Source organism: Rhizobium phaseoli, assembly GCF_010668805.1.
Classification (GTDB): domain Bacteria; phylum Pseudomonadota; class Alphaproteobacteria; order Rhizobiales; family Rhizobiaceae; genus Rhizobium; species Rhizobium phaseoli_A.
The window spans coordinates 170,543-182,142 of sequence record NZ_WUFT01000014.1 but is presented as its reverse complement, the minus strand read 5'-3'; the positions used below and the strand labels follow the sequence as shown (position 1 = coordinate 182,142).

Below are 11,600 nucleotides of genomic sequence, written 5' to 3'. Positions count from 1 at the left end.
TGCCATTGTGGTTCGAGCATTACAACACGCTTCACCCGCACAAAGCTTTGGGATATCGATCTCCCCGCGAGTTCTTAAACCGTCAAACAGAAATCTGATCCTGTCCGGTTTTTATGGGGCAACTCCAATAGGCGCTAGGGACGGATAGGAGTATGGGATGGCCAGTTCAAAGTTCAAAGATCCGCAACTGGGCGTCTATTGCTGTGGGCATATGTTCCGGCGTGAACGGCCTGCGCTTCTCGTCGCTAGGGAAGACGGGGACTGGCAGTTTTTGTGTGGAAGTGTTGATCACAGTGATCCACTTGAACCATTTCACATTAGCGTCGGCGTTTTGCTTGATGTCGACCCGACGCTAAATCAGATCGCAGATCTTCCACCAGAGTGGGAAGCTGAGCGCGCTGAAATTGGAGGCCCCTGGGTAAGGACGGTCGGGACGCAATAGGTACGCTGAGATGGCTGCGCTTCAGGTGTGGTAGCTGTTGAAAGCGCTGAACCTCATCGGACCGAGCGTCGGTGACACGTTGCGAGCAACTAGCTGAAACAGGTTTCTTGTGCGGTGTTGGTGTTGGTTGCGGAGATGCCCCCGGCATGGTCAGCCGGGGCCTGCATCCAAGTGATGAGTGGCCGGAATCGTTGGACGTTTCGGCTCGTCCAGCAACGACACGGTGGCCAAATTACTTCAATGCCCGCTTGCCTCCGGCTGCAGGTCCGCATCCGTCAGCGTCCCCAGGAAGGCGACGATGTCGTCGATTTCGGGGTCGGTCAGCGCAGGCCCATCGCCCGGCTTCCGGCCGAAGGGCGGGTCCTGGTTGAGGTTGTCCCAATAGGCCTCAGGCAGGTCGTCGTATCTGCGGATCGTGCCGTCGGCATTTTTCGGATACCAGCGGCCGGGATCGCTGTCGCGGCTGGCATAGAAGGAGACGACGTCGCGCAGCGTGTGGAAATAGCCGTTGTGGAAGAAGCTCTTCTTCAGCGCGACATTGCGCAGCGTCGGGGTGCGGAACAGGCCGCAATATTCGCTGTGGCCGGCAAGGTCAGTCCGCTGCGGACCGCAGAGGCCGAGATCGTGATAGTTGGGGTCGCTATTGGCTGAGATCGCCATATTGCGGGGGGCGGCGAGGCCGAGGAAACCGAAATCGGAAAATTGCGGCGGCTCGCCGTCATTGGCGGGTTCGCTTAAGTGGCAGCTCGAACAGTTGCCCTTTGCGGGATCCTCGAACAGCTGACGTCCGTGCAATTCCTGCGTCGTCAGCGTCGCCTTGCCGGCGAGGAAGGCGTCGTAGCGGCTGGAATAGGGATAGAAGTCCGGGCCGCTTTGCTCGAAGGTGGCGAGCGCCTCGGCGGCGGCGTCGAAAGTATCCTCCGGATTGTCGAACACCGCCGCGCCGAAGGCCGCCTTGATGGCGTCGGCATAGGACGCCTTGCGCAGCTTGGCCGCCACATCGGCCGCATCCTTGTTGCCCATCTCGAAGGGCGAGAGCAGCGGGATCTTTGCCTGGTCGGCGCCGTGATCGACCCGGCCGTCCCAGGTCAGGCCGCCGGTCGGGCCATTGTCGACGCTTTCGTCGCCCTCATCCTCGGAATCGTAAAAATGCTCGCTGAAGGAGGGCACCGCCTGCAGATAACGCAGCGTCGGAACAGCGCGCAGGCCCGGCTGGTTCATGTCCTTGCCGGCCATCTCGACCGGCTTGACCGATGCCGGGCCGAAGGCGTGAGCGGGATCATGGCAGGAGGCGCAGGCCTGCAGCCCCGAGGCCGACAGAGAGGCGTCTGAGAATATCTTGCGGCCGAGCGCGGTCAGCGTTTCCGCCCGGGCGAAGGCTTCGGCGCGCGACATCGGGCCGGGATGCACGCCGAAAGCCACCGCCGCGCTGCTTTGCCGCAGGGGCAGAATGGCCAGACAGAGCGCTGCCGCACCGATACCGACGGCCAGACCGGTGCGCGCAAGCCAGATGATTTTCATCGTCATGATAAGGATTCCAATAGTTTGGCACTGCGTTCCTCCATGATCGAACCTCGCTGCAACAAATTGATGACAGTCATTCTCCCGTCGTCTCGGGCAAGCCCGGCGTCACAAAGTTGATAGACGGCGGGAATAGCGTCTGTGCGCCCCCCCGAGCGTTTTTCGCTCCCTCTAGCCAACGCCCCCAGTCATGAGGTGCCCCCTGTGAAAAGACTGAAACTCCTCAATGCCCTCTGTCTCGCCGGATCGGCGATGATGCCGCTTGCCATGGCGACGGCAGCCCATGCCGCACCCGCTGGTTACGACAAGATCGACAATATCGTCGTCATCTATGCCGAAAACCGCAGCTTCGATAATCTCTATGGCAGCTTTCCCGGCGCCGATGGCCTTGCCAATGTCAGTGCCGAGCAGGCCCGCCAGCTCGACCGCAACGGCCAGCCGCTCGCCGAACTGCCGCCGGCCTGGGGCGGCCTGACCGCCAAGGGCGTGACGCCTGCTGTCACCGAAGCGCAGTCGGCCCATCTTGCCAATGCCAGCTTCGCGATCGACGATCCCAAGGGTTTTGCCCAGACGCCTTCGGTCATCACCCGCGATCTCTGGCACCGTTTCTACCAGGAGCAGATGCAGATCGACGGCGGCAAGAACGACAAATTCGTCGCCTGGGCCGATTCCGGCAGCCTGGTCATGGGCCATTATGACGGCTCTATCCTGCCGATGTGGCAGGTGGCGAAGAAATACGTCATTGCCGACAATTTCTTCCAGGGCGCCTTCGGCGGCTCGTTCCTCAATCACTTCGCGCTGGTCTGCGCCTGCGCGCCCTATTATCCGGATGCCGACAAGAGCCCGGCCAAGCCAGTGATCGCCAAGGTCGATGCCGACGGCACGTCGCTTGTTGTGGCCGACAACGCCCCGAAATCGGCGCTGGAGGGCGCCCCGAAATTCGTCTCCGACGGCACGCTGACGCCCGACTTCTACGCCGTCAACACCATGCAGCCGCCCTACCAGCCGAGCGCCAATCCACCGGCCAAGGACGGCGATCCGGCCTATGCCGATCCGACTGCCGCCACGACGCTGCCGCCGCAGCATGCGGTGACCATCGGCGACCTCCTGTCGCTGAAAGGCGTCAGCTGGTCCTGGTACGGCGGCGCCTGGCAGGCAGCACTTGACGGCAAGAACGCCACGCCGGTGCCGAACTTCCAGTTCCACCATCAGCCCTTCAACTATTTCGCCAATTTCGCGCCCGGCACACCGGCGCGCGCCGAACATCTGAAAGACGGCGGCCTTGGCGGCGAGGCCTTCCTCAAGGATATCGACGCAGGCAAGCTGCCGGCGGTTTCCTTTTACAAGCCGCAGGGCAACCTCAACGAACATGGCGGTTATGCTGATGTCTCGAGCGGCGACCAGCATCTTGCCGATATTGTCTCGCACCTCGAGAAGAGCCCGCAATGGGGCCATATGCTCGTCGTCGTCACCTATGACGAGAATGGCGGCTTCTGGGATCACGTCGCGCCGCCGAAAGCCGACCGCTGGGGTCCGGGCAACCGCATTCCGGCCTTCATCATCTCGCCCTTCGCCAAGGATGGCAGTGTCGATCATACCCAATACGACACGACCTCGATCATCCGCCTGATCACCGCGCGCTACGATTTGCCGGTGCTGCCGGGCATTCTCGCCCGCGACAAGGCGCTTGCTGATAACGGCCGGCCGCCGATGGGGGACCTCACGGCCGCGCTCGACCTGACGCATTGACAATTGCGGGCGGCCCCGGCGTTGACCGGGACCGCCCCTTTCCATGTTGCCGTCACCGGCGCAGCAGCGGCCGCAAGGCGGCCTGGGTTTCCCTGAGCAATGGCAGATAACGCGCCTTCATCTCGGCGGCCGGGACGAGAGCGGCCGGGGCGCCGATATTGATCGCCGCAATGGTGTCGCCGCGGTCGTTTTCCACAGGCACGGCGATCGAGCAGAGGCCGATCTCCAACTCCTGATCGATGATGGCGTAACCTTCGGTGCGGATGTGGCGGAATTCGGCGATCAGCTCGTCCGGATCGGTCTTGGTATTCGGGGTGTTCTGCTTCAGCTCGCTGCGGGCAAGGATGGCGCGCGCCTCGGTCTCAGTGAGCGCCGCGAGCAGCACGCGGCCCATCGAGGCGCAATATGCGGGCAGGCGGCTGCCGGGGGTGAGGTTGATCGACATGACGCGGCGCTGCGAGGCCCGGGCGATATAGACGATTTCGGTGCCATCGAGCACCGAGGCCGAGGCGCTCTGGCCGGCGCGTTCCGAGAGATGATCGAGATGCGGCTGCAGCAGCGCCGGTAGCGGCGTGGCTGAGAGATAGGCATGGCCAAGCCGCAGGATCTTCGGCGTCAGGATGAAGAACTTGCCGTCGTAATCGGCATAACCGAGCTCGGCCAGCGTCAGCAGCGACCGTCGCACGGTGGCGCGGTCGAGATCCGTCAGCTTGGCCGCCTCGGCGATCGACAGCCGCTGCCGCGTTTCGCCGAAAGCTTCGATGACCTTCAGGCCGCGGGCAAAGCCGCTGACAAAATCCGTTTCGCGCATGGTTCGGTCCTCCATCCATTGAGTTTGTGCGTTATATGAACAAAAGTCAAATAACGCACAAATTATCTTGCAGTCTACCCTTTCTGCGCTTTATCTCTGCAACAGGAGGACGGGACAAAACTCCCGACCGGATCGAGCCAAGGAGAGGTCGCCGCATGGACAAGACAGTCGGGAGCACGGCGGAAGCCGTTTCCGAGATCGGTGACGGCGCGACCGTGATGATCGGTGGTTTCGGCGGCTCGGGCGCGCCGATCGAATTGATTCATGCCTTGATCGACAGGGGGCCGAAAAACCTCACCGTGATCAACAACAATGCCGGCAATGGCCGCATCGGCATCGCGGCGATGATCGATGCCGGCATGGTCAGAAAGATGATCTGCTCCTTCCCGCGTTCGTCGGATCCGCGCGCGTTCACCGACAAATATCTTGCCGGCGAAATCGAGCTCGAACTGGTGCCGCAGGGCACGCTGGCCGAACGCATCCGCGCCGGCGGGGCCGGCATTCCGGCCTTCTACACGCCGACGGCCTACGGCACGGAACTCGCCGACGGCAAGGTCATCGCCGAATTCGACGGCCGCCATTACGTGCAGGAACGCTGGCTGAAGGCCGATTTCGCCATCGTCAAGGCAGAGGTCGGCGATATCCAGGGCAACCTCACCTACAACAAGGCCGGCCGCAACTTCAATCCGCTGATGTGCATGGCCGCGGCCAAGACCATCGTCCAGGTTTCATCCATCGTGCCGGCCGGCGGCATCGATCCCGAGCATGTGGTCACACCCGGCATCTTCGTCGACCGCGTCGTCGCTGTTCCCCATCCGCAGCAGGAAGAAGAGCTCATTCGAGCCGGAGTGGCCTACGTATGACCGTCGATCTTAGAGAAGACATCAAGCTCTCCAATGCGCAGATCGCCTGGCGCGCCGCTCAGGACATCGCCGACGGCGCCTATGTGAACCTCGGCATCGGCTTTCCCGAAATGGTCGCGCGTTATCAGCCGCCCGGCCGCGAGGCGATCTTCCACACGGAAAACGGCATTCTGAATTTCGGCGAACCGCCGGCCGAAGGCGAAGAGGATTGGGACCTGATCAACGCCGGCAAGAAGGCGGTGACGCTGAAGCCGGGCGCGGCCTTCTTCCATCACGCCGACAGTTTCGCCATGGTGCGCGGCGGCCATCTCGACGTCGCCATCCTCGGCGCCTATCAGGTCGCCCAAAGCGGCGACCTTGCCAATTGGCGGGTCGGCAGCAAGGGCGTGCCGGCCGTCGGCGGCGCCATGGATCTGGTGCACGGCGCCAAGCAGGTCTGCGTCATCACCGAGCATGTCACCAAGACAGGCGAGCCGAAGCTGGTGGAAAAATGCACCTTCCCGCTGACCGGTGTCGCCTGCATTACCCGCGTCTATACCAGTCATGCCGTCATCGACATCGTCGACGGGCGCTTCGTCCTGCGCGAGAAGCTGGCCACGATGTCGCAGGAGGAATTGCAGGCGATGACCGGCGCGGCCCTCCATGTCGTGGGGCCGGTTGCCGACCTCGTCGTCCCGAAACTCTGAGGAAAAGCCATGACCGAAGCCTTTATCTGCGACTATATCAGGACGCCGATCGGCCGCTTCGCCGGCTCGCTCTCCCCGGTGCGTGCCGATGATCTCGGCGCCATCCCGTTGAAGGTGCTGATGGAACGCAATGGCGCCATCGATTGGGAAGCCGTCGACGATGTGATCTTCGGCTGCGCCAACCAGGCGGGCGAGGACAACCGCAATGTCGCGCGCATGTCGGCGCTGCTCGCCGGCCTGCCGATTGCTGTCCCGGGCACGACGATCAACCGGCTCTGCGGTTCCGGCATGGATGCGGTGATCACGGCGGCGCGCGCCATCCGCGCCGGCGAGGCCGAGCTGATGATCGCAGGCGGCGTCGAAAGCATGTCGCGGGCACCCTTCGTCATGCCGAAGGCCGAGACGGCCTTTTCGCGGGCGGCTGAGATCCACGACACGACGATCGGCTGGCGCTTCGTCAATCCTGTGATGAAGAAGCAGTACGGCGTCGATTCCATGCCGGAGACCGGTGAAAACGTCGCCGAGGACTATAAGGTCAGCCGCGAGGATCAGGATGCCTTTGCGGTGCGCAGCCAGGCCAAGGCCGCCGCCGCCCAGGCGAGCGGACGGTTGGCGAAAGAGATTACTGCGGTGACCATCCCGCAGCGCAAGGGCGATCCCGTCATCGTCGACAAGGACGAGCATCCGCGCGCAACGACGATCGAGACGCTGGCGAAACTCGCCACACCTTTCAAGAAAGAGGGTGGCACGGTGACCGCAGGCAATGCCTCCGGCGTTAATGACGGGGCAGCCGCGCTGATCGTCGCTTCGGAAGCGGCGGTGCGAAAGTATGGCCTGACGCCGATCGCCCGCATCCTCGGCGGCGCGGCCGCCGCCGTTCCGCCACGGGTGATGGGCGTCGGGCCGATCCCGGCCTCGCGCAAGCTGATGGCCCGGCTCGGCATGACCCAGGAACAGTTCGACGTGATCGAACTCAATGAGGCCTTTGCCAGCCAGGGGCTGGCGGTGCTGCGGGCGCTCGGCATTGCCGATGACGATCAGCGGGTGAACCGCAACGGCGGCGCGATCGCGCTCGGCCATCCGCTTGGCATGTCGGGCGCCCGCATCACCGGCACGGCAGCGCTCGAGCTTCTGGAGACCGGCGGGAAATACTCGCTGTCGACCATGTGCATCGGCGTCGGGCAGGGGATCGCCATAGCTTTGCAGAGGGTCTGATGAAAGCAAAGCCACATGTTGGTCCCTGGAAGGCACCACATCTCCAAAAGGCGCTAGGACGAAAGAGGCAGCGGTAAAGCTAGCGTCTTGGGAGAAGGGACGTACCGCGGTGCCTCAGCCCTCGAACATCTTTTCCTGACGCTGGCGCAATGCGTTGAACACGCTTTCGGGCAGGCGCAATTTCGCATCCTCAGCAAAACGCCGGTTTAACGTGTCGAAATGTGCATCCGGATCGGCCGTGAGCAAGGCGATCTCGTCAAACAGATCGAGTTCCGCCTCTGAAAGCATTGCATACGGCGCGGGTTGTGCTCCCCATGTGTCCCATGGCAGGACTTCGCCACCGTTGAGAGTGGCGAGGTCGCGGATCAGGTTGCCGGCGATGAACCAGAGACCACGAAGCTGTGCGAACTCGATGCCGAACAGGTTTGGATCGAGTTCTCCGCTGCGGCATCTGCGCCAGGCGTCGGAGGCGGTCAAGAACTGGTCGCGCGGAACGTCGTGGATGTCGAAGCCGATTCCGAGATTGCGGATGAAGACTTCGTCTAACTGACTGTCCAGCAGCGCCCAGCGCCCATCATCCGCCTTCCAGTACTCGCAGACCCAATGATCTTCGAACTTACCTGGATTAAAGTAGGCGCCGAAGCCACCCCGGCCTCGGGCGGGAACGCCGTGATGGCGAAGGATTGCGATGGAAAGCAACATGTAGTGGCGGCAGATGCCGACCAGGCGTTTCTCGGGCGAACGGGCGACAGAAAGCGGACGATCGTCGAGTGCTAGCATCGCATCTAGAATCTTCTCCGTCGGTCGGATGTGGCTCTCGGCGCGGCGCGCCTCGGGAATTTTGTAACCGTAGAACGGCTTTGCCGCATGTTCGTAGATCAGCAAAGTCTGCACCGTACGGGCGACGCCCGCCGGATCTGCCGGCAATACATCGAAGCGCGCGGAATGGCGGCCGGGAGCACTAAAGGGAGAATGCTTCGTGTAATGTTCGAGCCTACGTTGTTGAGCGCCCTGCGCTCGCAAAAGGGCGGAAAGGATTGTGGCGTTCATGACAATCTCCTGTCGTTGGACTGACTGTTCGCCTGTGTTTGCCATCGAATTTGATATGCCGCTTGATCCTGGTTGCGGAGGTTGCTTCCTGGCCTCCCGCTCGGCATGTCCGCCAGCGCCGCTGGCGCTTGTGGAGACCGGCGGGAAATATTCGCTGTCGACCATGTTCGTCGGCGGGCATTGCGATCGCGCTCGAAAGGGTTTGAGAGCGCTTGAGCCGTTGCACGCCATGTCAGGCTTCGGTAGAGATCGGGCATGCTGATCCGACCCGCAGACAACGACGATCGAGATGCCATCTGGAAGATCATCGGCCCGACGATCCGCGCCGGTGAGACCTATGCGCTCGACCGCGATCTCTCCGAAGCCGATGCGCTCGCCTACTGGATGGGGCCGGACCGCGAGACCTTCGTCGCCGAAGAGGATGGCATGATCCTCGGCACCTATTACATCAAGGCCAATCAGGCCGGCGGCGGCCGGCATGTCTGCGATTGCGGCTACATGACCGATGCAGCCGCCAGCGGCCGTGGCGTCGCCCGCCTGATGCATGAACATTCCCTGCAGCACGCTCACGAAAGCGGCTTTCGCGCCATGCAGTTCAATTTCGTGGTCAGCAGCAACCGCCGCGCCGTCCAGCTCTGGCAATCCCTCGGCTTCGACATCGTCGGCCGTCTTCCCGGCGTCTTCCTTCATCCGACAGAGGGGTATGTCGACGCGCTGGTGATGTTTCGGACTCTGTAGAACTGCCCGCCCAAAAAAGATGTGAGTGTGCTGTCGAAATCGCAGCGGTTCAAACGTCTTTAGATCGCAGACGCGAAGTGCGGTAGGCTTGCCGTATGCGTCGCGATCACTCTGTCGGCAGGGAGGTTATGAAGCCATGGGTGTTTCCTATCGTTGGGTCATCGTCGCCTTGGGCGCATTGATGTCGTGCGTGGCCATCGGCGCGATGTTCTCGCTGGCGATTTTCCAGGAACCGATCGCGACCGCGACCGGCTGGTCGCATGTCGGCATTGCCAGCGCGATGACGCTGAATTTCATCGTCATGGGCTTCGGCGGCTTCCTCTGGGGTGCGGCCAGCGACCGCTTCGGCCCGCGCATCGTCGTGATGATCGGCTCCGTGCTGCTCGGTCTGGCGCTGGTGCTGGCCAGCCGCGCCGAGACGCTGCTGCAGTTCCAACTGACCTATGGCATCCTCGTCGGATTGGCTGCCAGCACCTTTTTCGCGCCGATGATCGCGGCGACCATCGGCTGGTTCGACGAAAATCGTGGCCTGGCGGTGTCGCTCGTTTCCGCCGGCATGGGCGTCGCGCCGATGACGATCTCGCCTTTCGCGCGCTGGCTGATCTCGGCCTATGAATGGCGGCCGGCCATGTTGATCATTGGCGTCGCGGCCTGGGTGCTGCTCGTGCCGGCCGCCCTCTTGGTCAGACGCCCGCCGGCTGAGGCCGCCGATACCGGCGCCGAATTCGCAGTCGACGGCGCCCAGCCGCAGCTCTCGAAAGTCTTCCGGTCGCCGCAATTCATCGTGCTCGGCCTGACCTTCTTTGCCTGTTGTGCGGCCCATTCCGGGCCGATCTTCCACATGGTCAATTATGCGACGATCTGCGGCGTCGCCCCGATGGCAGCCGTCAGCATCTACAGCGTCGAAGGCCTGGCTGGCCTCGGCGGCCGGCTGCTCTATGGCAGTCTTGCCGACAGGATCGGGGTGAAGCCGGTGCTGGTCGCCGGCCTGCTGGTGCAGGCGGGGGCGCTTGCTACCTATCTCCTCGTCAGCGAGCTGACCCAATTCTATGCGCTCGCCATCGTCTTCGGCAGCGCCTATGGGGGCGTGATGCCGCTCTATGCGGTGCTGGCGCGGGAATATTTCGGGCCGCGCATCCTTGGCACCGTCCTGGGCGCGGCGACGATGCTCTCCAGCCTCGGCATGGCCTTCGGCCCTCTTATCGGCGGCTGGATCTTCGACACCTTCGCCAATTATTCCTGGCTGTTCATCGGCTCGGCGATGGTCGGGCTCGGGGCTGCAGCCATCGCGCTGGCATTCCCGCCGCTCGTGCGCCCGAAGCCGCAGCCGGTCTTTGGAGTGGCTCCTTGATGAGATGGTGGTCGGTGAGGTCAGCCCAAAACCCCTCCCCAACCCCTCCCCACAAGGGGGAGGGGCGAACGTGCCGCACCGCTTCACGTACCCCTCCATCGTACCAATCCGTCGGAGGTTAACAGCCAGCTAGACCTCTTCTGTTGGTTGCCGCCGGACACCGCAGCTTAGCCCCTCCCCCTTGTGGGGAGGGGCTGGCGAGGGGTCTTTGGGTGCTCGGAACCGGCCATCCCCCACGATGCAATTCTCCCGCTTTCGTGCATTGCCCTTCGCCGATTTCGGCTGATAGACTCCCCCAATCTGTTTCATCACCTATGTCCTTGGTTTTTCGGGAGGCTGTCTTAGCCATGGTAGAACTTGCGCAATCGCTCGCATCGATCAAACTGCCGGATCTCGCCGGCAAGGCTGTGCTGATCACCGGCGCCTCGACCGGCATCGGGGCGGCGCTCGCCCGCGCTTTTGCGGCGCAAGGCGCTAAGGTCGGCGTGCACTACAATGCCAGCCGGGAGCCGGCAGAAGTGCTCGCCGAGGAGATCAGGGCTGCCGGCGGCACCGTGCATCTGATCCAGGGCGACGTGTCGCGCGAGGGCGAGACCGAGCGCGTCGTCGAGGAGACGGCGAAGACCTTCGGCCACCTCGACGGCCTCATCAACAATGCGGGCGGCATGCTGGGGCGCAAGCCGACGTCGGAATATACCGACGCGCATTATGCCGCTGTCATGGATCTCAATGCCCGCTCGGTGCTGGCGGCAACGCGGGCGGCCCATCCGTGGCTGAAAAAGCAGGGCGGCTTCATCATCAACACCACCTCGATCGCTGCTCGCAATGGCGGCGGCAACGGGGCGATCCTCTATGCGGCATCGAAGGGCTTCGTTTCGACGATCACCCGCGGCCACGCCAAGGAATTCGTCGCCGACAGGATCCGCGTCAACGCCGTGGCGCCTGGCGTCATCGCCACGCCCTTCCATGAGCGTTATACCAATGACGAGCAGATGGAGCTGCAGCGCAAGTCGATCCCGATGGGTTTCGTCGGCACGTCGGAGGATTGCGTCGGGGCCTATCTCTTCCTCGCCTCGCCGACGCTGTCCGGCTACATCACCGGCCAGATCATCGAGGTCAATGGCGGCCAGTTGATGCCGTAAACGCCCTCTCTGCCCGGCGACATCGTTGCTTT

At 63.0% G+C, this 11,600-nt stretch carries 12 protein-coding genes; 9 read left to right on the top strand and 3 right to left on the bottom strand.

Annotated elements, in window-relative coordinates:
* Together GR197_RS22110 and GR197_RS22105 are read left to right on the top strand one after the other, a co-directional pair.
* Positions 1-98: integrase core domain-containing protein (locus GR197_RS22110; RefSeq protein WP_156536171.1), on the top strand; the 98-nt coding region annotated here is incomplete at its 5' end.
* A 59-nt stretch (positions 99-157) separates the two neighbouring features.
* On the top strand, positions 158-442 hold the full coding sequence (locus GR197_RS22105) for a hypothetical protein (RefSeq protein ID WP_164013411.1): 285 nt from the start codon (positions 158-160) through the stop codon (positions 440-442).
* A gap of 237 nt (positions 443-679) precedes the next feature.
* Here GR197_RS22105 and GR197_RS22100 read toward each other — a convergent pair whose 3' ends face one another.
* Positions 680-1,969, bottom strand: a complete 1,290-nt coding sequence (locus GR197_RS22100) for a cytochrome-c peroxidase (protein WP_164013410.1) — start codon at positions 1,967-1,969, stop codon at positions 680-682.
* A gap of 198 nt (positions 1,970-2,167) precedes the next feature.
* On the opposite strand from GR197_RS22100, the gene GR197_RS22095 reads away from it, so the two are divergent.
* Positions 2,168-3,712: an acid phosphatase gene (locus GR197_RS22095; RefSeq protein ID WP_164013408.1), complete on the top strand. Its 1,545-nt coding sequence runs from the start codon at positions 2,168-2,170 to the stop codon at positions 3,710-3,712.
* Positions 3,713-3,764: 52 nt separating this feature from the next.
* Here GR197_RS22095 and GR197_RS22090 read toward each other — a convergent pair whose 3' ends face one another.
* Positions 3,765-4,523: an IclR family transcriptional regulator domain-containing protein gene (locus GR197_RS22090; protein WP_164013406.1), complete on the bottom strand. Its 759-nt coding sequence runs from the start codon at positions 4,521-4,523 to the stop codon at positions 3,765-3,767.
* A 155-nt stretch (positions 4,524-4,678) separates the two neighbouring features.
* Between GR197_RS22090 and GR197_RS22085 the strand changes: the two genes are divergently transcribed.
* The 3 genes from GR197_RS22085 to pcaF are packed head-to-tail and all read left to right on the top strand — an operon-like array spanning position 4,679 to position 7,287.
* Positions 4,679-5,386 (top strand): 3-oxoacid CoA-transferase subunit A, encoded by a 708-nt coding sequence (locus GR197_RS22085; RefSeq protein WP_164013404.1) that lies wholly within the window; start codon positions 4,679-4,681, stop codon positions 5,384-5,386.
* Positions 5,383-6,072 carry a CoA transferase subunit B gene (locus tag GR197_RS22080; RefSeq protein ID WP_164013402.1) on the top strand — a complete coding sequence of 230 codons (690 nt, stop codon included), beginning with the start codon at positions 5,383-5,385 and terminating at the stop codon, positions 6,070-6,072. The genes GR197_RS22085 and GR197_RS22080 overlap by 4 nt, the downstream gene beginning before the upstream one ends.
* Positions 6,073-6,081: 9 nt before the next feature.
* Positions 6,082-7,287: a 3-oxoadipyl-CoA thiolase gene (gene pcaF, locus GR197_RS22075; RefSeq protein ID WP_164013400.1), complete on the top strand. Its 1,206-nt coding sequence runs from the start codon at positions 6,082-6,084 to the stop codon at positions 7,285-7,287.
* A gap of 114 nt (positions 7,288-7,401) precedes the next feature.
* On the opposite strand, the gene GR197_RS22070 is transcribed toward pcaF, so the two are convergent.
* Positions 7,402-8,337, bottom strand: a complete 936-nt coding sequence (locus tag GR197_RS22070; protein ID WP_164013398.1) for a transglutaminase domain-containing protein — start codon at positions 8,335-8,337, stop codon at positions 7,402-7,404.
* 255 nt (positions 8,338-8,592) lie between these two features.
* Here GR197_RS22070 and GR197_RS22065 point away from each other — a divergent pair, with 255 nt between their 5' ends.
* The 3 genes from GR197_RS22065 (at position 8,593) to GR197_RS22055 (ending at position 11,568) form a co-directional block, all read left to right on the top strand.
* Positions 8,593-9,075: a GNAT family N-acetyltransferase gene (locus GR197_RS22065; protein ID WP_164013396.1), complete on the top strand. Its 483-nt coding sequence runs from the start codon at positions 8,593-8,595 to the stop codon at positions 9,073-9,075.
* 136 nt (positions 9,076-9,211) lie between these two features.
* Positions 9,212-10,426 carry an MFS transporter gene (locus GR197_RS22060; protein WP_164013394.1) on the top strand — a complete coding sequence of 405 codons (1,215 nt, stop codon included), beginning with the start codon at positions 9,212-9,214 and terminating at the stop codon, positions 10,424-10,426.
* Positions 10,427-10,773: 347 nt separating this feature from the next.
* Positions 10,774-11,568, top strand: a complete 795-nt coding sequence (locus tag GR197_RS22055) for an SDR family NAD(P)-dependent oxidoreductase (RefSeq protein WP_164013393.1) — start codon at positions 10,774-10,776, stop codon at positions 11,566-11,568.
* Positions 11,569-11,600: the final 32 nt, after the last annotated feature.

Coding starts and splice junctions, on each gene's coding strand:
- GR197_RS22080 (WP_164013402.1), top strand. CDS start 5,383: ATGACCGTCGATCTTAGAGAAGACATCAAGCTCTCCAATGCGCAGATC.
- GR197_RS22105 (WP_164013411.1), top strand. CDS start 158: ATGGCCAGTTCAAAGTTCAAAGATCCGCAACTGGGCGTCTATTGCTGT.
- pcaF (WP_164013400.1), top strand. CDS start 6,082: ATGACCGAAGCCTTTATCTGCGACTATATCAGGACGCCGATCGGCCGC.
- GR197_RS22085 (WP_164013404.1), top strand. CDS start 4,679: ATGGACAAGACAGTCGGGAGCACGGCGGAAGCCGTTTCCGAGATCGGT.
- GR197_RS22070 (WP_164013398.1), bottom strand. CDS start 8,337: ATGAACGCCACAATCCTTTCCGCCCTTTTGCGAGCGCAGGGCGCTCAA.
- GR197_RS22060 (WP_164013394.1), top strand. CDS start 9,212: ATGGGTGTTTCCTATCGTTGGGTCATCGTCGCCTTGGGCGCATTGATG.
- GR197_RS22065 (WP_164013396.1), top strand. CDS start 8,593: ATGCTGATCCGACCCGCAGACAACGACGATCGAGATGCCATCTGGAAG.
- GR197_RS22100 (WP_164013410.1), bottom strand. CDS start 1,969: ATGACGATGAAAATCATCTGGCTTGCGCGCACCGGTCTGGCCGTCGGT.
- GR197_RS22090 (WP_164013406.1), bottom strand. CDS start 4,523: ATGCGCGAAACGGATTTTGTCAGCGGCTTTGCCCGCGGCCTGAAGGTC.
- GR197_RS22055 (WP_164013393.1), top strand. CDS start 10,774: ATGGTAGAACTTGCGCAATCGCTCGCATCGATCAAACTGCCGGATCTC.